This is a genomic window from Sporolactobacillus sp. THM19-2, assembly GCF_004153195.1.
In the GTDB taxonomy this organism is placed as follows: Bacteria; Bacillota; Bacilli; order Bacillales; family Sporolactobacillaceae; genus Sporolactobacillus.
In genome coordinates this window covers 35,503-56,893 of the sequence record NZ_SEMC01000010.1, presented here as the reverse complement: position 1 = coordinate 56,893, position 21,391 = coordinate 35,503, and the positions used below count along the sequence as shown (strand labels likewise).

Genomic DNA, 21,391 nt, shown 5'->3' with positions numbered 1-21,391 from the left:
ATCGGGTTTGGATGATGACCGAAAAAAGGGAAGAGGACTTAAGCCTCTTCCTTTTTTCTGATGGTGTATTATTCGGCAAGGAGGGACAGACCACCATCGACTGTAAGGGTCTGCCCGCGGATCATAAACGCGGCCGGCGTGCAGAGAAAATAAACGGCTTCCGCCAGATCCTCAGGCTGCACAATACGGCCGGCAGGATTGCGTTTCGCTGCCTGTTCCAGCAGTTCCGCTCTGTTAGGGAAGTGTTTCAGTGCGTCTGTATCCACAGCACCACCGGAAACCGTGTTTACCGTGATATTCATCGGTGCCAGAGCAACGGCCAGATAGCGCGTGATCGCTTCGACAGCCGCTTTTGAAACACCGACAACGACATAATTGGGCAGGGCACGTACGGCGCCGAGACTGGAAAGGGCGACAATGTGTCCGCCCCCTGATTTTTGCATCAGCTTTGCGGCCTGCTGTGCGGCAAAAAGGTAGGCTTTGGCATTGATGTCCTGTGTCCAGTCCCAGTGTTTTTCCTGTATTTCCATAAGCGGGCGCTGGACACCTGAAGCGGCATTGTTGATAAAGACGTCCAGTCTCCCGAAAGCTTCTTCCGTCGATTTAAATAATTGCTGAATCTGACCCACTTCACCGACATTTGCTTTACATGTTTTCACTTCTGTTCCATATTTTTCTTCAATATCCTGTTTCGTTTTTTCAGCGTTAGAGGCCTTCCGTGCATAATTAAGTACAAGGGTGTACCCGTTCTGCGCAAATTTTTCAGCAATGGCTTTGCCGATACCTCTTGTCCCACCGGTGATCAAGGCTACTTTTTTCCCCAACTCAGATCCCCCTTTTTATCCCATACAGTATAGCAAAACGGATGAAAACCGGGCAAGACCGGTATGATCTTTTTTGATTTCAGACGCGAAAAGTACCGGTGGTGAGCCTTGATTCTGACTGATGATCTGTCGTGTGATAAAATAAACTGTGATGTGCGGGAAATCACGGAAACGCATACATACTTTTATTGTCAGAAAGGAAGTCTCTTTAACATGTCCTCTGTTGAATGGAAGGTCATCGAGCCTTATGATGAGATCATTTTTGAACGGTATGAAGGCATTGCCAAAATAACAATTAATCGCCCTCAGGTAAGAAACGCGTTTACACCAAAAACAGTCATGGAAATGATTGACGCCTTCTCACGCGCCAGAGATGATTCAAGTATCGGTGTAGTCATCCTGACTGGTGCGGGAACGTTAGCATTCTGTTCAGGCGGTGATCAGAAGGTCCGGGGAAATGGCGGATATGTCGGAAGTGATCATGTGCCGCGCCTGAACGTTCTTGATCTGCAGCACCTGATCCGGATTATCCCGAAGCCTGTGATTGCCATGGTTGCCGGGTATGCCATAGGTGGAGGAAATGTCCTTCAGGTGGTCTGTGATCTGACCATTGCTGCGGATAACGCCGTATTCGGCCAGACAGGACCGAAAGTCGGAAGTTTTGATGCCGGTTACGGTGCAGGGTTACTGGCGCGTATAGTCGGCCAGAAGAAGGCCCGTGAAATCTGGTTTCTGTGCCGTCAATATAATGCGCAGCAGGCGCTGGACATGGGACTCGTGAATGCAGTCGTTCCGCTCGAACATCTGGAGGATGAAACAATTAAGTGGGCAAAGGAAATGCTGTCAAAAAGTGCAACTGCGCTGCGGTTCCTCAAAGCTTCATTTAATGCCGACACAGATGGCCTGGCCGGACTGCAGCAGCTGGGCGGGGATGCCACGCTGCTTTATTACACAACCGATGAGGCAAAAGAAGGCCGTGACGCTTTTAAAGAAAAACGTGACCCGGATTTCAGCAGATTTCCAAAGTTTCCCTGATAAGGTGATGATCAGTCATGAATGAGTTGAAAATGCCGAACTGGCTGATTCAGCGCGCCCGTCTGACACCTGATCGGATTGCTTTCGAAACGGAAGACGGGGACATGACCTTTAAAACGCTGTGCAGCCAGGTTACCGGTATCGCACGGCGCCTTTTGGCTCTTGGAATCCAAAAAGGGGATCCTATTGCTCTCCTCGGTGAAAATACACTTGATCTCGTCCGTCTCTATCATGCCCTTGCGATGATCGGAGCCGTCGCTGTTCCACTTAATATCCGACTGAGTGTGGATGAACTGAGCTGGCAGGCTGAGGACAGTGAGGCAAAAAAAGTGATCAGTGATCAGGCTTGTGAAGCGGCGGGAATCGCCGTCGCCAGGAAAAATTCGATCCCATTTATAAATAAGTCAGACATCATGAACGCGCGTGAAGCAGCCGGAGAAGTGCCAGGTGAAATGGATATGAGCGCACCATGCACGATCATTTATACCTCGGGCACTACCGGTCACCCGAAAGGCGTTGTTCTGACCTGTGGTAATCACTGGTGGAGTGCAGTCGGTTCAGCACTGAATCTCGGCCTGGAACGGTCCGATAAATGGCTCTCTTGTGTGCCGCTTTTCCACGTCAGCGGCCTATCGATTCTGATGAAAAATCTGATTTACGGGATGACGGTTGTTCTGCGCAAAAAGTTTGATCCGCAGGAAGCTAACCGGCAGATCTGCTTTAACGGGGTGACGATGATGTCTGTTGTCTCGAACATGCTCAGGCGCATGCTTGATGATCTGCAGGATAAAAATTATCCCGGACCGTTTCGCTGCATGCTGCTCGGAGGCGGACCGGCGCCGCTTCCCCTTCTGCGCCGGTGTGAGACAAAACACGTCCCCGTATATCAGACATACGGACTGACAGAAACGGCTTCGCAAATGGTTACTTTGTCTCCTGAATATATGTTTTCGAAAATCGGATCAGCAGGTAAACCCCTTTTTCCCGGTGAGGTACGCATTGACCGCCCGGCCCAGTCTGATTCCGGGTCGCCCGGTGAGATCCTTGTGCGGGGTCCGAATGTGACAAAAGGTTACTGGCGGCGCCCGGCGGCAACCGAACGTGCCTTTACGAACGGATGGCTGCATACAGGTGATATCGGGTATCTGGACAGCGATGGTTTTCTGTATGTCCTGGACCGGCGCTGTGATTTGATTATATCCGGTGGAGAGAACGTTTATCCGGCGGAAATCGAATCTGTCCTTATGAGTCATCCTGCTATTAAAGAAGCCGGTGTCATCGGTGTAAAGGATGAAAAATGGGGAGAAGTCCCCTGTGCCTTTGTCACCATAGCCAAAAACGAACAGCACATTACTGAAGAAGAGATACTCCGCTTCTGCGCAGGCAGGCTCGCCCGCTACAAGATCCCTGTCCGGGTCATTCGGGTTGACGCCATGCCGCGGAATGCCTCGAGAAAATTATTGAGAAGGAAACTGGCGCAGTTTTTACCGGAAAATTTACACACAAAATATGATCTTTAACGCCGGTTAGGGTATGATAAGAGCAGAGGGTACACCATGGAGTGATCGATCCGAAAAGAGGCGTGCATGATGATTATTGTCTACTTAAGCCTGATACTGGTTGTCGCAGCGGTCATTGGCTTTTTTGTTTCAGCTTCAAGAACGGCCAGACAAATGAAGGGGTCATTGGCTAAAATTTCCAGAACGAGTGAACGCCTGCGTCGCCAGACGGAAAAAATCGTCATTGAGAAAAATGAACTGACCGAGAAAATATCAAACATGCAGCTGGATTTTTTCAAAAAGAAAGAAAAAGTCCGGAAGCTTTCACGTCAGATTCAGCAGACGAATTATCTCGTACGTGACAACCTGTATAAATTCATGATGTTCATTAAAAAAGAAAAAGCATGAACAGAAGCGTGTGCTCTTGTCCATGCTTTTTGTCTGAATTAACCTGTTACTGTTTCAAAACGCGGAGCTACGTTGATCCGCACATTTCCGTGTACGGCTTTTGCGATCATGCAGTCTTTTTCAGCCTGTCTGATGCAGAAGGACAGCCTTTCACGCAGATGATCAGTGATTTGTCCGGAAAGACAGATGATCGGCCGGTGTGTCACACTTTCAAAATGAAGTCCCCCTTTTTTGGTTACTGAACCTTCCGACTGAATAGAAATATGGTCATAAACGATGTTTTCCTTATGCAGTCTAATGCCAAGCGTGATCATATAGCAGGAAGAAAGTGCACTGAGCAGCAGTTCATCAGGATTTGTTCCTGTACCGGCTCCCCCCATCGACGGATCGACGGAAATCACATTTTCCAGATTGCCGGCTTTGATCCGGCCGCTGCCGTCCCAGGAACCACGCCAGCATCCGCCGGCATGGAAGGTAAAATCAGTCAAAATATCGCCTTCTTTAATTCGCTTTCTTTCATTATAAAGGATTGTTCGTTATCGCTGCAAAAACGGGGATTCGATGTCTGAACAGGCAAAACCTGACGTGCAGTTTTGTACAGACATCAGTGGAGGAGGTCCATGATGAATCAAAAAAATGTTGCCGTCCGCTGGCTGTGGCTGGTGCTTGTCAGTGCACTGCTGTTTCTGATCTTTGTTCTGCTTGTGCGGGTCCCGGAGGTCCGTTCTCTGGACAATCGGCTGATCCAGGCACTTGATCTGTTCAGGACGGACACCACTGTTTTTTTCTTCTCTAAAATAACGGATTTTGGGACGAGCCGGCTGTTAATCATCATCATTATTCTGGCCTCTCTTTTTCTTATTTATAAAAAGAGGCTTGTGGCGCTGGTTCTGCTGCCGCTGGCTTTCTGGGCTGAACGGGGAATGAATTCACTTCTGAAACATTGGGTGATGCGGGATCGCCCTGATTTTCCCCACCTGGTCCATGAGACAGGTTACAGTTTTCCCAGCGGCCATGCCATGAACGCTGCCACAGTCTATGGACTCCTTATAATTCTGATTGCTCCGCTGATCCGTCACAGGTCCATGCGCAGACTCTGGATCGCGCTTTGTCTGGCGATGATCGTTCTGATCGGTTTCAGCCGGCCGTTCCTTCGTGTCCATTTTTTTACAGATATTCTTGCCGGTTACTGCATGGGCGGCGTATTTGTCGGAATAACTGCACTGATTGTCATTTTTATTGATTCCAGGCGCGGATGCCGTTAAGATGAAAATAAAGTGAAACTTCAATCAGCCGGGATTTTCGGGCGCACAGATCGTGCCCGTGCAGGCATTGCAACAGGACGTCCTCGTTTTTAGCCTAGGCCCATCCCCCAATGATTGTTTGTTGAACCCATCGGGCTCCTGCGGGCAGGTATCCCCCGCCTGGGCATGTTTACGGCCCGTCCTTCACTTCTTTATCGTCCATACGCCGCAGCCGCATCTCGACGGAGTTCATCCTGTTTTCGGACAGGTCACAGAGGGACTGGATACGGTTCGAGCAATGAAAAACGGTGATATCATGATCAATTGACAGTCCGGGATCAGGAAGACTAAAAAAGAAAGGGGCATGTACCATGCCGAAAAGTAATGTTGGTTTGCAGATTCTTCCTTTTTCAAAAGAAAAAGAGACATATGGCCTGGTCGACAAAGCGATTGAGGAAATTCAGAAATCAGGGGTGAAATATGAAGTTGACGCCCTGGAGACGGTTCTGGAAGGGGAACTGGACGACCTGCTTGAAGTCGTGAAAAAAACAATTTATGCAACAGTTGAGGCAGGTGCCGATGAAGTTGCAGCTGAAGTAAAAATTCATTTCCGGCCGCAGGGTACATCGATTGAGGAAAAAGTTGGAAAGTACCGGAAATCCTGAGATAAAGAAGGCTGTCGCAGGGCTGCCGGCCACAACTGTATAGCTGTTTACAGAATGAATGAGGCAACTCAGGCGGTTCATATTGACCGCTTTTTTTTATGGTACTCAGAATGATATGAAGAAGATTTTCAGAGTAAAATGTAGAATATAGGTGGGAACAGACGTTCTCTTTATGTTATAATAGAAAAAGTTCGATTGGTTGTGATCGGATAAAAGTTTTTGAGGGGGAATGCTGATGTCGGTACGTTTTATACTGGGACGCCCGGGTACGGGGAAGACGACAGCCTGCATGCAGGAAGTCATCAGCCGGCTTCGGGAAAATCCATCCGGACCGCCGCTGATTTATCTTGTACCGGAACACATGACCTTCAGTATGGAATATCAGTTTGCCAGAGCTGTCGGCACAGGCGGTATGACGCGTCTGAATGTCTACAGCATTCCCCGGCTTGCACTGCGCGTCCTCCAGCAGTCTGGAGGGATCACACGGATCCATCTGAATGGAACAGGTGTCGCCATGCTGCTTCGCAGAATTGTTGAGCAAAGCCGGGGTGAGCTGCGTTTATTCCGCAAAGCATCGGAACAGAACGGCTTCTATGATGTACTTAAAGATACGGTGACAGAGCTCAAACGTTATTGTCTGACTCCGGAACGTCTTTCCGCTCATGCAAAGGCAGTCGATGAGGAGCATGATGGAGACCGGCTTCTCGGGGACAAACTTCACGATCTGTCACTGGTCTATCAGTCTTTTGAAGCAGAACTTGAAGGAAAGTACCTCGACAGCGATGATTATCTCCAGTTAACCGCAGGGAAAATGAAGGAAACAGATTTTCTGAAACAGGCGGAAGTATGGGTTGACGGATTCCAGACCATGACACCGGAAGAACAGCTTGTCACAGAGGAACTGATGGAGACTGCAAAACGGACAACCGTTATCATCGGGGCGGATAAAGCCTATGACAGGCCGCCCGACGAGTTCTCCCCATTCAGACATCCTGCACTGCTCTATATTCAGCTGGATGCCTGGGCAGAGGAAATGCAGCTTCCATCTGAACCGCTGATCATTAAAAGCAGGGTCGTTCGTACGCAGAAAAGAGCCCTGAAGCATCTGAATTTGTCATTTGGACGGTATCCACTTGCGACATGTGATCAGACTGATGGTATTGTTCTGACTGAGGCCGTTAATAAAAGGGAAGAAATTGAACAGGCGGCAAGGGATATTATTGCTTTGACACGCGATCACACCATCAGATATCGGGAAATAACGGTTCTTGTGCGGAATCTGGATCAATACGCCGATCTGATAGAAACGATATTCGGAGATTACGGGATTCCGATTTTTATCGATCAAAAGAAATCGATGCGCCATCATCCGCTGATCGAACTGATCCGGTCCGCCCTGGAGGTTGTGCAGCAGAACTGGCGCTATGAGCCGGTATTTCGCTGTGCCAAAACGGACCTGATTCATCCCGCGGGTATCCCCCTTTCTGAAGCACGGGAGGCCATTGATGAACTTGAAAACTATGTGCTTGCCTATGGCATATATGGCCGGAAAAAGTGGACGGAAAAGAAGCCGTGGGATTACAGAGTGAATCGCGGGCTAAAAGAAGAGCCGGGGAAAATGTCGAAAGAAGAGCGGGAGGCACAGAAGCGGATTAACCACCTTCGTGCTCTGATTGCCGGGCCTCTGCAGGGTTTTGAGCAGGAACTGAAATCAGCCAAAAATATCCGGGATAAATGTAAGGCAATCTACGATTTTCTGATCAATCTCATGATACCGGATAAACTGGAATGGCTGGCAAGAGATGCGGAAAAAAAGGGGCAGCTTGAAGAAGCAAAAGAACACGGGCAGGTCTGGAAGGCCGTCATCGACATGCTGGACCAGTGTGTGGAAGGAGCAGGCGATGAACCGCTGTCGCTCGATCTTTTTACGAAAATCATTGATACCGGTCTCGATCAGCTTGAATTCGCCCTCGTACCTCCTGCACTGGATCAGGTACTGGCAGGCAGTCTGGACCGGATGCGCTCAACTGAACTCAAAGCCGTTTTTCTGCTTGGCGTCAATGAGGGCGTCCTTCCGGCAAAACCTTCCGAACGCGGCCTGTTTTCAGACGAGGACCGGACACTCCTGGAAGAACGCGGATTGCATGTTGCTGAGGGTGATAACGGACAGATGTCCGGTGAAAATGAACTGTGTTTCCGGGCCCTGTCACTCCCGACGGAAAGGCTGTTCCTGTCTTATCCATTAGCCTCGGAAGCAGGAGAATCCATGAAGGCTTCTCCCCTGATCGGCAGGATCAAACGTCGTTTTCCCGGACTTAAAGTGAGGTTGTCGCCATCGGAGCCGCGGGCGCTCTCCGAAGAGAACCAGATGCAGTTTATCAATGCACCAGGGAAAACGATAAGTTATCTTGCCGCACAAATCAGAGAATGGCAAAAGGGATACGGCATGTCCGATATCTGGTGGGATACATATAATTGGTATACGTCACGGGTAAAATGGAAAGATACCGCACGCAGGCGTCTCTCGGGTCTGTTTTCGCGAAATGAAGCCTCTCTCAGTCCGGCATCGGCCAGGGCACTCTACGGAGAGACGATTCAGGCAAGTGTATCGAGGATGGAACGCTTCAACGCCTGCCCGTTTTCCCAGTTTGCCTCCTACGGACTGGGCCTCAGGGAGCGTGAGGTTTTTCAGCTCGACGCTCCGGATATTGGGCAGCTGTTCCATCTGGCCGTAAGAAAAATGATCGAAGAAATTATGTCTCATCACATGACCTGGAATGACCTGTCAGAAGGAGACTGCGATAAACTGGCTTCTGAAACCGTGACGCGGATCGCCCCGAATCTGCAGCACCAGATTCTGACAAGCAGCAGCCGCTACGGTTACCTGCAGCACAAACTGGAGCAGGTCGTTGCCCGGGCAGCCCGGGTCATGCGCCGTCACGCGCAGTCAAGCGGGTTTGTTCCGGTCGGCCTCGAACTCCCGTTTGGACCGGGAAAGCCTCTTCCCGCACTGACATTTGACCTGCCCGGAGGCTGCCGGATGGAGGTTGTCGGGCGGATTGATCGGATTGATAAGGCAACCATCGGAGACCGGATTCTGCTCAGAATCATTGACTACAAGTCAGGATTAAAGGATTTAAATCTGTCAGATGTTTATTACGGCCTTGCCCTGCAAATGCTTGCCTATCTTGATGTGGTGATTACGTACTCACAGAAGTGGATCGGTACCCAGGCAGAACCGGCGGGTGTCCTGTATTTTCACATACACAATCCGACACTCAGCCTCGATCACAAGCTTCCTGGGGACGCGATCGAAGAAGAACTGTATAAAAAGTTTAAAATGAAGGGACTGCTGCTGGCCGATGAACCTGCTCTGCTCCTGAATGATGCACATGCTCAGGGCGGCTGGTCACAGATCGCGCCTTTCGGGCTGAAGAAAAACGGCGGCTATTACAAAGGCTCGTCCGTTGCCGGGAAAGAGCAGTTTCATGCCTTAAGAACATACACCAGAGCGGTGATGAAAGACGTCGGTCAGAAAATAACCGGCGGGGATGTCCGCATTGCTCCTTTTAAAGATAAGAGCCGCGTCCCGTGTACCTATTGCCCGTTCAGACCGGTATGTCTGTTTGATCAGTCCCGGCCGGGCAATAATTACCGGGTTCTGAAGCAACTTTCTGCAGACCGTGTACTGGAAGAAATAAAGGGAAAGGAGACGGAGAACGATGACCCCAAAGCCTGAGGGAACAAGATGGACCGATGAGCAATGGCGCGCGATAACGGAAAAAGGGCACGATATTCTGGTTGCCGCGGCAGCCGGATCCGGAAAGACGGCGGTCCTGGTTGAACGCATTATCCGCAGGATCATGGATCCCGGGCATCCGGTCAATATTGATGAACTGCTGGTCGTCACGTTCACAAAGGCTGCAGCTTCGGAGATGAGAGAACGCATCGGACAGGCACTGGAGAAAGAACTTTCGGCGCATCCGGAAAATCTGTTTCTCCGCAGGCAGCAGGCGCTGCTCAGTAAAGCACCCATTATGACCCTTCACGCCTTCTGCATGTCCATTATTAAAAAATATTACTATTTTCTTGACCTTGATCCCGGATTTCGTCTCCTCGACGAAACAGAAGCGGAACTGCTCAAAGAAGAAGTCTTGGAACAGGTACTTGAAGAAAACTATGCCTCCGGAGATCCTGAGTTTTTCAGACTTGTCGACCGTTATTCCGGTGACAGGAGTGACGATGCACTGCTTAATCTGGTCTTTCGCCTGTATCATTTTGCCCGAAGCAATCCCTGGCCGGATGACTGGCTGAATCAGATGGTGCGCGCTTACCATCCGGATCAGGAGGCTTCGATTGATGATTTCTCATGGATTAAGGATCTGAAAGAATCCCTGTTTCGAAGAATAAAAGGATTTGTTGCGGCGCTTTCTGAAGCGCGTGAAATTTGCGGGGAACCGGGCGGACCGGCTGTCTATGAAGAGACTCTTTCTCTGGACCTGAACGGGCTTGAGCGCGTGCTGCATACTCAGGGAAAGAGCTGGGAAGAGATTCGGTCGGAAGTACTCGCTCTGTCTTTTGGGAAAATGAAAGCCTCGAGAGGACATGACGTTGCTGCAACGCTTAAAGATCAGGTGAAAAAAATACGGGATCATGTGAAAAAAGAGGTCAGTGATCTGAAAGACCAGTGGTTTTCACGTTCATCTGAAGAGGCTCTACGGGATTTGAAAGATATGGCTCCCTCCGTTGAACAGTTAGGCAAACTCGTGAAGCAGTTCGCGGCAGCATTTAAAAAGGAAAAAAGGCGGAAGGGTGTCCTTGATTTTTCCGATCTCGAACACGAAGCCCTGACGGTATTAAGAAAAGAAGGTTCAGCGCCGGGTCATGAAGCTCCTTCTGTAGTCGCCACGCAATACCGGTCTCACTTTGAAGAAGTACTGATTGATGAATACCAGGATACGAACCGGGTGCAGGAGTCGATTATCCGGCTGATCACAAGAGACGGGAAGCACGGCGGTAATTTGTTTATGGTGGGTGACGTGAAACAGAGCATTTACGGATTCCGTCTGGCGGAACCGGCTCTCTTCATTGAAAAATACAAAAACTTTGCCGGCAGTGATACAGATGGTGAAAAAATCGATCTATCCAGTAATTTCCGAAGTCGACCTGAGATCATCAACGGCACCAATTTTATTTTCAGACAGACGATGGATGAAGCAGTCGGAGACATTGCCTATGATCAGGCGGCCGAATTGAAGTACGGCGCAGATTATCCGGAAGCAGGCAGAGCGGTCGACCTGGAATTGATTGAAAGAGATGCTGAAGGAGAGCGTGCGGCAGATAACGGGGTCGAAGAATACGAAAATGAAGAACTGGAAGCGGCAGCTATTGCCGACCGGATTCTGGCTATGACAGGAAATGGAACGGGCCCTGCTTTTCGGGTCTGCGACAAAAAGACAGGTCAGATGCGTCCTGTTCGTTTCCGGGATATCGCCATCCTGATGCGGTCGGCAAGTCAAACGGCGACGGCAATGAAAGAGGTGCTTGACGCACGGGGAATTCCGGCTTATGCCGAATTGTCAACCGGCTATTTTGACGCGAATGAGGTCTCCGTGATGCTTTCCGTTCTTCAGGTCATTGATAACCCGTTTCAGGATATTCCGCTTGCTTCAGTTCTGCGGTCACCAATAGTCGGGCTGGATGGTGATGCGCTGGCACAGATCCGTATCACCGATCGGAGCGGAAACTTCTTTTCAGCGCTGAAAAAGTATGTTGCAGAAGCAAAGGGCAGTCTGAGAGATCAACTGAACGCCTTTCTGGAACAGCTGTCGGAATGGAAAAATATGTCCGTCAGTCATTCTGTTTCTGAATTAATCTGGCAGATCTACCGGGATACCGGTTTTTACGATTATGCAGGAGGATTGACCGGCGGGACGCAGAGACAGGCTAATCTTAAAGCGTTCTATGACCGGGCAAGGCAATATGAAAAGACGTCGTTTCGCGGCCTGTTCCGTTTTCTGAGATTTATCGAGCGCCTGAGAAAGAACGGCGGGGATCTCGGTGAAGCTCGTGCGCTCAGTGAACAGGAAGATGTCGTGAGGATCATGACGATTCACAAAAGTAAAGGGCTCGAGTTTCCGGTAGTTTTTGTTGCCGGCATAAATAAAAAGTTTAACAGGAGAGATACACTGGCGCCTGCGCTTCTGCACAAATCGCTTGGATTCGGTACACGCTGGATTGATCCGGATCAGCGGATTAGTGTACCCACGCTGCCCTATCTGGCCATTAAAGAACAAATGAAAAAAGAGGCCAATGCTGAAGAAATGAGAATCCTCTACGTCGCCCTGACACGGGCCCGGGAGAAACTGATCCTGACGGGTGCGGTTCGCAATCTGGAGAAAACGGTGCAACACTGGGCCGGAGCGATAAAAACCCGGGACTGGCTGCTTCCGGAATACTATCGCAGCACTGCGTCCGCTTTTCTGGACTGGCTGGGTCCATGCATCCTGCGGCACCGCTCGGCGGTCCCCTTGCATGACCTGGCTCAAGTCAGACCGGACCGGGATTTTGTTTCACGCGATCCTTCTGTATGGCATGTGCAGCTGATCCCTTCTTCAGCGGTGGTCAGGGAACAGGAGAAACCGGAAAGAGATCAGACCCGAATGGAAAAGGTCAGGCACTTCCGACCGGTCCCTTCAGCATCAGGACGGGAAGATGAAGTCAGCCGCCGGCTTGAGTGGGTGTATCCCTGGCAACAGGCGGCGACTTCTATGGCCAAACAGACGGTCACTGAAATCAAATCGCAGCAGGATTACTTCAGCGCGGGACAGGATAATCGATTGCTGTCCGGACGTTTTTCAGTAACAGCAGGAGATCGCCCTCGTTTTCTTCAGAGCGGCGGACTGTCGGCTTCTGAACGAGGTACGGCGCTTCACCTTCTGATGCAGCATCTGAATCTGGCCGGCCCACTGGATATCAGACAGCTACGCGTTCAGGGGGAGCAGCTGGTTGAAAAAGAGATATTGACCCCTGAACAGGAGAACAGTCTGGATTATCAGGCAGTCAGTGCTTTCTTCCGGACATCTGCCGGAAGAAAAATGCAGCAGGCGGAAAAAGTCTCGCGAGAATGTCCGTTCAGTCTGGTCCTTCCGGCCGGAGAGGTTTATCCGACATGGCGCGGTGATCCTGCCGATGAAGCTGTCCTGATCCAGGGAGTGATTGACTGTATTATCGAAACGGCGGAAGGTCTGATCCTGCTCGATTATAAAACGGACCGTTTAACCGGCCGTTTCCCGGACGAGAGCGAGGCCATGAAAGAATTAAAGCGCCGGTATCACGTGCAGCTCGATCTGTACCGGCTCGCCATTGAGAAAATCTGGCATCGTCCCGTTTCCAGAATCGGTTTATATGCTTTTGATATTGGAAAATTCGTGGATCTGACCGGTGAGAGGAGGATTTTTAAATGAGGTTGCTGCACACGGCGGACTGGCACCTTGGCAGAACGCTGGAAGGGCGTTCCAGGCAGGATGAACAGGAGTCGGTCATGGACGAGATTTGCCGAATTGCAGATGAAGAACAGGTGGATGCTGTACTGATGGCAGGGGATGTGTTTGATACGGTCAATCCGCCTGCCATCTCTGAATCTCTTTTTTATGAAACAGCAGAAAGAATCGCAAAAGGGGGTAAACGCCCTTTTTTAATTATTGCCGGAAATCATGACAGTCCCGACCGCCTGCAGGCTTCAAGGCCACTGGCCGGACGGCAGGGCATTACCATTATCGGACGTCCGACGCCAGATCCGGTCCGCGTTCCTGTTGAACGAACAGGGGAAACACTGATTGCAGGATGCGTCCCCTATCCCTCTGAATCACGGCTCAATGAATGTCTGAGTGCAATGAATGAAGAAAGCGCCATTCAGGAGGCGTATAATGACCGCCTGAACATGCTTTTTTCCGAACATGCCGGAAAATTTACACCGGGATCAGTTAATGTGCTGATGACCCATGTATTCACATCCGGCGGAAAAGAGTCGGAATCAGAGCGACCGGTTCAGGTCGGAGGGGCCTATACGGTGTATCCATCATCATTTCCCGAAGAAGCGCAGTATGTGGCTCTTGGTCATCTGCATCGTCCTCAGACGATTGAGCGGTCCCCGGTTCCGACCCGTTATGCCGGTTCCCCCCTTGCCTACAGTTTTTCTGAAGCAGGAAACAAAAAATCGGTGACGATCATCGATGTGCAGCCGGGAAAAAAGGCACAGGTTAAAGAAATACCCCTGGTTTCGGGGAGACCGCTTGTCCGCTGGAGAGCAGAAAACGGCCTTGACGAAGTGCACAGATGGCTTGATGAAGGGCGCGACGGTGACGCGTGGATCGACCTGGAGATTCAGCTTGATCACGCGCTTAATATGCACGAGATTCAGGAATTGCGCAAAGCAGACCCTTACATAGTCGGTATCCGGCCCATTTACCAGGCGGGAGGGCCGGATCTGCAGGATCAGGCCCGTACGCATCTCCCGATTGATCAGCTCTTTATCCGTTTTTATAAAGAGCAGACCCGTGGAGCCGAACCCGAACCGGAACTTGTGCGCCTTTTTCTGCAGCTTCTTCAGGACAATGAAGCAGAAGAGGAAGCTGCGGCAGGGAGGGACAGACATGAAACCGATTGAACTGACACTTCAGGGACTGAACAGCTTTCGTAACAGGCAGCGAATCGATTTTGAACAATTATGTGCAGATGGGATCTTTGGTATTTTTGGACCTACGGGGAGCGGCAAATCAACCATTCTTGACGCTATGACCCTGGCTTTGTATGGGACCGTCGAGCGGGCATCCAATCATACTCAGGGTATACTCAACCAGCTGGAGGATCAGCTCTCTGTCAGCTTTACTTTTGAACTTAATGGAGACACCGTCGAACGCTACCGGGCTGAGCGGGCCTATAAGCGGACAAAGGAAGGCGGTCTGAGAATGAGCAGCTGCCGCTTGTTTCAGATTGGCCCTGACGGCAGCAGGACTGTGCTGGCGGATAAGGAACGTGATGTGACAGGTAAAATTCAGGAGATTCTCGGACTGACACACGATGACTTTACGCGGGCCGTCGTCCTTCCGCAAGGGAAATTTTCTGAATTCCTGAAACTCAGGGGAATCGAACGACGCCAGATGCTCCAGCGCATTTTTCACCTCGAACAATATGGGGATGTGCTGACCTTACGCCTGAGAAATCACGCGGCTTCGGTTCAGCAGCGACTGGCAGTCATTGCTGAGAAAGAAGCGGTTCTTGGTGATGCGTCTTCGGAACATGTCCGTGCCCTGCGAGAAGAAAGCATAAAGATTCATCATAAACTGACTGAGACGGGGAAGCAGCTTGATTTAGAGGAGAAGCGGCAGGAAGAAATAAGAAATATCTTTGATCTGCAGAATGAGCTTGCGATGAAAAAAAGGCAGCTCCAGACACTTATCAGGGAAAAATCTGCAATTGAAGAAGAAAAAAAGAGACTGACAAAGAGTGATGCAGCGGAAAAGATCATCCCCTATCTTGAAACGCTTGAGGCTTCTGAACGTGAGCAGGCCGATTCTGAACAGGAAATGAAAAATGCTTCTGCCCGGCTGGAAGCGGCCAGAACAGCAGAACAGACTGAAAAAAAGGCATTCATCCAGGCCAGAAAGGCACTGGAGACCAGGGAACCTTTGCTGATCGAAAAGAAAAAGGTGCTGATACAGGGCATCAGCGTAAAGAAACAGTTTGATCAGGCGAAAAAAGACGCAGAAACGGCTTCAGAAAAGATCAGAGTATTGTCCGAAAGGGTTAGCAGACTTAACGAACTTTCTGAGGAAGAAGCGCGAAAAAGGGATCGCCTGACCAGCATGATCCGGCAACTTGAACAAAGGCTTCAGGAGCACACAGTAACCAGCGCGCTCAGGCAACAGGTCAGCCAGGCACAGAACGCAAAGAAGGATGTAGATTCACTTCGCACTCAGATTGATGAGAAACGGATCAAGTGGAAGATGAAAGAGAAAGATCATCAGTCTCTGCGCATGCAGGCAGATCAGCAGCAGACGACCCTTAAACGGCTGACAGAAAAAGGTAAAGAATGGTTTGCCCACTGCATGCATGTTTATAATCGTCTGTCAGACCTGAGCAGCAAGATCAAAATACTTAAGAATGATTTTCTGGCAAAAAAAGAAGAGGCTGTCCACGAGAAAGACGAAGCGTACAGGCAGACACTGGCACACAATCTGGCAGGCGGACTGCAGGAAGGCGCCCCCTGTCCGGTTTGCGGTGCGCTGCACCATCCTGCGCCTGCGGTGGCTGCAGACAGCAGGAAGGGTCCATCTGATCAGATGATTCAATCCTGGCAGGATGCGGCGAACACGCTGATGCAGCAGGATCAGGATATCCGGATCCTGCTTGCGAATCTGGAGCAGGCGGTCAAGACGGCCTCTGCACTTTTACCCGGAATGAGGACAGACTCTGTTCAATCAGAGAAACTCACGGGTGCTGATCAGTGGCCGGAGGAGAGAATCAGAAAAGATGCACCGGTAGAGACTCTGATGGGGGAGACAGAAGCCTCCGTCAGGGCGGGACGACAGGATGTACTGGAGATCACCGAGAGGCTGGATCATCTGAAGACCCGTGTCCAGACTCTGTTGCAAGAAGGGGCAGCGACCGCCTCTTCGCTGAATTTTGTTGAAAAAGAACAGAAGGATATCGCCCGAAGTGCAGAGAAATTAAAAGAAAAAATGAAACAGATCCAGAAAAACTGGCCCGCTGACTGGCCGTCAGGGGATCAGCTCAAGCAGATTGCTGATAAAATCCGGGAATCCGACAGTCAGTCGGAAAATATTCAAAATCAGCTGGGCAGTCTCCGTGGAAAATATAACCGGACGATTGATCAGCTTCAGGATCTGCAGCAGCAGAAGGCAAAACAGGAAGCTGAATGGAACGGACTGAAAGGGACGGCAGACGCCCGGCGCCATACAGCGGCGCAATGTAAAAACGAACTGAGGTCACTGGGGCTTGCGGAGGATGCCTCGATTGAAGAAGATCTGAAGGCGACAGAAGTTCTGATTCAAAAATTAAAAGCTGACCAGAATGCCTGCAACGAAAGCTGGCAGCGTGCCCTCGACCTGTTTCACATCGAAGACAAACGGATGAATGGCGCTTCCGATCACCTGACCCGGGTTCGTGCTTCACGGGAAAGGGCTGTGAAAGTCTGGAAGGAAAAAGTTTCTTCTTCTGAGTTTACTTCCCGTGAGGATGTCAGAACAGCATTAATGAATGAGAGAGAAAACAAAAGGATAACTGAAAAAGTAGCCCGCTACGAAAAAGAAACAGGAGCCGTTTCTTCAAGCCTTCTGACGCTGGAACAAAAACTGTCCGGAAGATCGGCAACGAAGGAACAAGTGGAAAAGGCGCAAGAGGACTGCAATCTGCTTAAGGAGAAGAGTCAGGCGCTCAGTGAACAGTACGGGGCGTGTGTCAAAGAGTTGTCCGATGTTGAAGGAAAACATGACCTTTTTATCAGCCTGGAGAAAGAGCGAAAGCAGCGGCAGAAATCAGCAGACCAGCTGGATAAACTTCAGCGCGTGTTCCGAGGCAATGCCTTTGTTTCCTTTATTGCCAAAGAACAGCTGCAGCAGGTCTGCTATGCCGCTTCGAAGAGACTGGGACAACTGACACGTAACCGTTATGCACTGGAAGTTGATGATGCCGGCAGTTTTATTGTCCGGGATGATGGGAACGGGGGATTACGGAGACCGGTTTCTTCACTTTCCGGAGGAGAAACCTTCCTGACCTCATTGTCACTCGCGCTGTCTCTGTCTGAACAGATTCAGTTACGTGGCAAGGTCCCACTGCAGTTTTTCTTTCTGGACGAAGGATTCGGTACGCTGGATCCGGATTTACTGGATACAGTTGTGACGGCGCTGGAGAGACTGCATATGCACCGGCTGTCCATCGGAGTCATCAGTCACGTGCCGGAAATGCGGGAACGGTTGCCGCGGAGGCTGATTGTCGAACCGGCTCAGCCGTCGGGAAAAGGGAGCCGCGTTCACATGGAATTATTGTAAAAAATACGGCTTGTTCATTTTCCGTTCATATTAAAACGCTACAGTATATTCAATATGGGTGCTAAGCCTGAAGTCGTATAGCCCGCTACGGCTCCGGAATGTTGCTCCTCTTGTGAAGAACGTGTAGCATACACCCATGGAAGGAGAAAGAAGCAATATAGTGTAGTCAGTGTGTAAAATAAAAAAGTGGAGTGGATGTCGTGCGTAAAATGATCTCTTTTTCAATGAAAAATAAACTGGCTGTATGGCTTCTGACGATTGTTGTCATAGTCAGTGGTGTCTACGCCGGAACAAATATGAAAATGGAAACCATGCCGGATTTCACCATTCCGGTTGTCAGTGTTTCTACTGTGTATCAGGGGGCAGCACCCAGTGATGTAGATGAAAATGTCACACAGCCGATTGAACAGCGACTGCAGACCATGCCCGGCGTGCAGAACGTCAGCTCGAAGTCATCAACGGGTATGTCTTCGGTCATCATTGAATACGGATTCGATAAAGACATGGATCAGGCAGTCAATGATGTCAAAGAAGCTGTCGATCAACTGACCTTTCCTGATCAGGTGAAACGGCCGACAATCATGCGAATCAGCATGGACGCCATGCCGGTGTACAGCGCCAGTATATCAGGTGACGGGGAATCACTAGAAAAACTCAGCAGTCAGGTGAAAAATGATCTGCTGCCGGCAGTTGAAGGAGTCGACGGTGTTTCATCTGTCACGTTATCCGGTCAGCAGTCAGAACAGGTACAAATAGCATTCAAAGAGTCACAGTTAAAGAAATACGGACTCAGCCAGGATTCTGTCATTCAACTGATTAAGGGTAACAATGTTTCAACCCCTCTGGGTCTGTACACGATTGATGACAGCCAGAAATCTGTTGTTGTCAGCGGAAATATCGGGTCTGCAAATGATCTGAAGAAAATAAGAATACCTGTTGTTCCACAGACAGGCGCTGCAGCCGGGAGTCAGCAAAGTGCGGCAGGGCAGATGGGCCGGACAGACAGCGGACAGACCCTGCCGGGTGCATCCGGACCGGCTGCGCAGCTCAAGCCGCCGACGATACAGTTGTCAGATGTTGCCGATGTCACGCTTGTTAAAAATGCAGAATCAATTTCCAGGACAAACGGCAAAGAATCTATCGGTATTTCGGTGGTTAAAGGGCAGGACGCCAATACTGTAGACGTCGTCAACGGGGTCAAAGATCAAATCAACAACTTCGAAAAAACGCATGAAGATGTCCATGCAACAGCTATGTTTGACCAGGGTGAACCGATCGTTGAATCTGTAAATACAATGATTGAAAAAGCGATTTTCGGTGCCCTGTTCGCGATGCTTGTCATCCTGCTCTTCCTGAGAAATATTCGAACGACGCTGATATCGGTTGTTTCCATTCCGTTATCTCTGTTAATCGCACTGGCCCTTCTCAATCAGATGGATATCACTCTCAATATCATGACGCTTGGTGCGCTCACCATCGCGATCGGTCGCGTCGTTGACGATTCGATTGTTGTGATTGAGAACATCTACAGACGGATGACGCTGCGGACCGAGAAACTGACAGGCAAAGAGCTGATTCGTGAGGCGACACATGAAATGTTTATCCCGATTATGTCGTCGACTATAGTCACAATCGCTGTTTTCATGCCTATGGCCCTTGTGACCGGCATTGTCGGACAGATTTTTATGCCGTTCGCACTGACCATTGTTTTCTCCCTGCTAGCCTCACTTCTTGTTGCCATTACGATTGTACCGATGCTGGCCAACAGTTTCTTTAAAAAAGGATTGAAAAAGAAAATAGACAGTGAGGAGCATCCCGGGAAACTTGCCGCCTTTTACAGAAGGGTACTCAATGGGGCATTAAATCATAAAGCCATCGTCTTCGGCTCTGCCATCCTGCTCTTCGCGGCAAGCCTGTTCCTCGTTCCTCATATCGGAGCAAGTTTTCTGCCGAGTGATCAGCAGAAGGAACTGATTCTGACCTACAATCCGAAACCGGGACAGACTCAGGACGACACGAAAGACGTTGCACTGCAGGCAGAAAAGTATTTGAATGAAAATAAAGACATGACAAAAATGCAGTATTCAATCGGGGGATCAGGATCAACACCGATGTTCCAGACCTCTGATAATCAGGCGCTCTTTTATGTCAGCTATAAAAAGGGCACACAGAATTTTGACAAACTGCAAAAGGATACGCTTAAAGGCCTGAACGGTTTATCCGATCAGGGCGAATGGAAAATACAGGATATGACTGGCGGAGGGGCAGGTTCAAACCAGCTGAGTCTGTATGTTTATGGAGATTCGATGAACGAACTGCAGCCGGTTGTTGAAGATGTCACAAATACCGTTAAAAAGGACAAGAATTTCTCGGAGGCGGACTCCAGTCTGACGCAGGCCTATGATCAATACACAATCGTTGCCGATCAGCAGAAACTGGGTCAGTACGGAATTGCCGCCGGACAGATTGCTCAGAGTCTGATGGCGTCCGGTAACATGTCGAACGCGCAACCGCTGACGACAATTAAGCGTGATGGCGACGACCTGAATGTTTATCTGAAAGTCCCTGAACAGGCAGGTGTGGACAATATCAATGATCTGACGGGTAAAACTGTCAAGTCTCAGACGGGTCAGGAAGTACCGATTGATGAACTTGCAACGGTGAAATCCGGAAAATCTCCACAAACGATTACGAAACGAGATGGTAAACTGTACGCCGAGGTAACGGCAAAAGTGAATGCCCGGGATGTCTCGGGTGCGACAGCAGATCTCAAAAAACAGATCGATAAGCTCGATCTTCCCGACGGGGCAAGTGTTTCATTCGCCGGCGTGGCGCAGCAAATGAACGAATCTTTCAGTCAGCTCGGTATGGCCATGCTGGCAGCGATTCTTATTGTCTACTTTGTTCTCGTTGTAACCTTCGGAGGCGGACTGGCACCGTTTGCTATTCTCTTCTCTCTTCCATTTGCTATTATCGGAAGTCTGGTGGCTTTGCTTCTTTCCGGGGAGACCATCAGTATATCATCCCTGATCGGTGCGCTGATGCTGATTGGCATTGTTGTCACAAATGCGGTCGTTTTGATCGATCGGGTTATTCACAAAGAAAAGGCCGGGTTCGATACGCGGGAAGCCCTGCTTGAAGCAGCCGGAACTCGAATTCGCCCTATCCTGATGACGGCTATTGCCACCATTTGTGCCCTGATTCCGCTTGCCATCGGAATGGAGAGCAGCGGAGGGATGATTTCAAAAGGCCTTGCAATCACCGTTATCGGAGGAATTACCAGTTCAACCATTCTGACGCTGATTATTGTACCTATTGTTTATGAAGCTCTGATGAAACTGAAGCATAAATTCAGCCGAAAAACGGCTAAAGTCACTGAATAACTGTTTAATCCAGGGTTCCGTGAGGGTTCGCCTGATCGGAACTTTTTTTATACCTTAAACCCTGCGCCACGCGGGGCATTTATCCCGCAGGAGCCCATGGGTTCAACGGACAATCCTTGGGAGATGAAGCTCCCCACGGATTGAAGTTTCACATGATCGGCCTGAATTCAAGAATTATCAGTGAAAGTTCAAGTTTGAAAAGCCAACTTTGGCTGGCATATTGGTACGATGGGCATGTTAAGCAATGAAAAAGGCGTTTCAG

Annotated in this window: 12 protein-coding genes and 1 pseudogene; 11 read left to right on the top strand and 2 right to left on the bottom strand. The window is 49.9% G+C overall.

All coding sequences use genetic code 11. The features are described 5' to 3' along the window. Positions 1-68 precede the first annotated feature (68 nt). Positions 69-824, bottom strand: a complete 756-nt coding sequence (gene fabL / locus EWH91_RS09070; protein WP_129929730.1) for an enoyl-[acyl-carrier-protein] reductase FabL — start codon at positions 822-824, stop codon at positions 69-71. Positions 825-1,037: 213 nt separating this feature from the next. Here fabL and menB point away from each other — a divergent pair, with 213 nt between their 5' ends. The 3 genes from menB to EWH91_RS09055 all read left to right on the top strand — a co-directional run bounded on the left by menB (position 1,038) and on the right by EWH91_RS09055 (position 3,766). Beyond that, positions 1,038-1,859, top strand: coding sequence for a 1,4-dihydroxy-2-naphthoyl-CoA synthase (menB, locus tag EWH91_RS09065; RefSeq protein ID WP_129929729.1), 822 nt, complete (start codon positions 1,038-1,040; stop codon positions 1,857-1,859). Between the two features lie 17 nt (positions 1,860-1,876). Continuing rightward, complete coding sequence (locus EWH91_RS09060; RefSeq protein ID WP_129929728.1) at positions 1,877-3,379, top strand: o-succinylbenzoate--CoA ligase; 1,503 nt, start codon at positions 1,877-1,879, stop codon at positions 3,377-3,379. A gap of 69 nt (positions 3,380-3,448) precedes the next feature. Beyond that, positions 3,449-3,766 (top strand): hypothetical protein, encoded by a 318-nt coding sequence (locus tag EWH91_RS09055; RefSeq protein WP_129929727.1) that lies wholly within the window; start codon positions 3,449-3,451, stop codon positions 3,764-3,766. A 38-nt stretch (positions 3,767-3,804) separates the two neighbouring features. On the opposite strand, the gene EWH91_RS09050 is transcribed toward EWH91_RS09055, so the two are convergent. After that, positions 3,805-4,254 carry an OsmC family protein gene (locus EWH91_RS09050; RefSeq protein ID WP_129929726.1) on the bottom strand — a complete coding sequence of 150 codons (450 nt, stop codon included), beginning with the start codon at positions 4,252-4,254 and terminating at the stop codon, positions 3,805-3,807. A gap of 135 nt (positions 4,255-4,389) precedes the next feature. Between EWH91_RS09050 and EWH91_RS09045 the strand changes: the two genes are divergently transcribed. The 8 genes and pseudogenes from EWH91_RS09045 (at position 4,390) to EWH91_RS09010 (ending at position 21,129) form a co-directional block, all read left to right on the top strand. After that, entirely contained in the window at positions 4,390-5,031 is a 642-nt protein-coding gene (locus EWH91_RS09045; RefSeq protein ID WP_240697314.1) for a phosphatase PAP2 family protein, read from the top strand. Between the two features lie 187 nt (positions 5,032-5,218). Next, a pseudogene (locus tag EWH91_RS09040) lies at positions 5,219-5,338 on the top strand (peptidylprolyl isomerase); the annotation flags it as partial. Positions 5,339-5,381: 43 nt separating this feature from the next. Further along, positions 5,382-5,675 (top strand): thiamine-binding protein, encoded by a 294-nt coding sequence (locus EWH91_RS09035; RefSeq protein ID WP_129929724.1) that lies wholly within the window; start codon positions 5,382-5,384, stop codon positions 5,673-5,675. Positions 5,676-5,910: 235 nt separating this feature from the next. Beyond that, on the top strand, positions 5,911-9,414 hold the full coding sequence (gene addB / locus EWH91_RS09030; protein WP_129929723.1) for a helicase-exonuclease AddAB subunit AddB: 3,504 nt from the start codon (positions 5,911-5,913) through the stop codon (positions 9,412-9,414). Continuing rightward, positions 9,398-13,141, top strand: a complete 3,744-nt coding sequence (addA, locus tag EWH91_RS09025) for a helicase-exonuclease AddAB subunit AddA (RefSeq protein WP_129929722.1) — start codon at positions 9,398-9,400, stop codon at positions 13,139-13,141. The genes addB and addA overlap by 17 nt, the downstream gene beginning before the upstream one ends. After that, complete coding sequence (locus tag EWH91_RS09020) at positions 13,138-14,343, top strand: exonuclease SbcCD subunit D (protein ID WP_129929721.1); 1,206 nt, start codon at positions 13,138-13,140, stop codon at positions 14,341-14,343. The genes addA and EWH91_RS09020 overlap by 4 nt, the downstream gene beginning before the upstream one ends. Continuing rightward, positions 14,330-17,746, top strand: a complete 3,417-nt coding sequence (locus EWH91_RS09015) for an SbcC/MukB-like Walker B domain-containing protein (RefSeq protein WP_165364288.1) — start codon at positions 14,330-14,332, stop codon at positions 17,744-17,746. Before EWH91_RS09020 ends, EWH91_RS09015 begins: the two co-directional genes overlap by 14 nt. A 200-nt stretch (positions 17,747-17,946) precedes the next feature. Next, positions 17,947-21,129, top strand: coding sequence for an efflux RND transporter permease subunit (locus EWH91_RS09010; protein ID WP_129929719.1), 3,183 nt, complete (start codon positions 17,947-17,949; stop codon positions 21,127-21,129). The last annotated feature ends 262 nt before the right edge of the window (positions 21,130-21,391 follow it).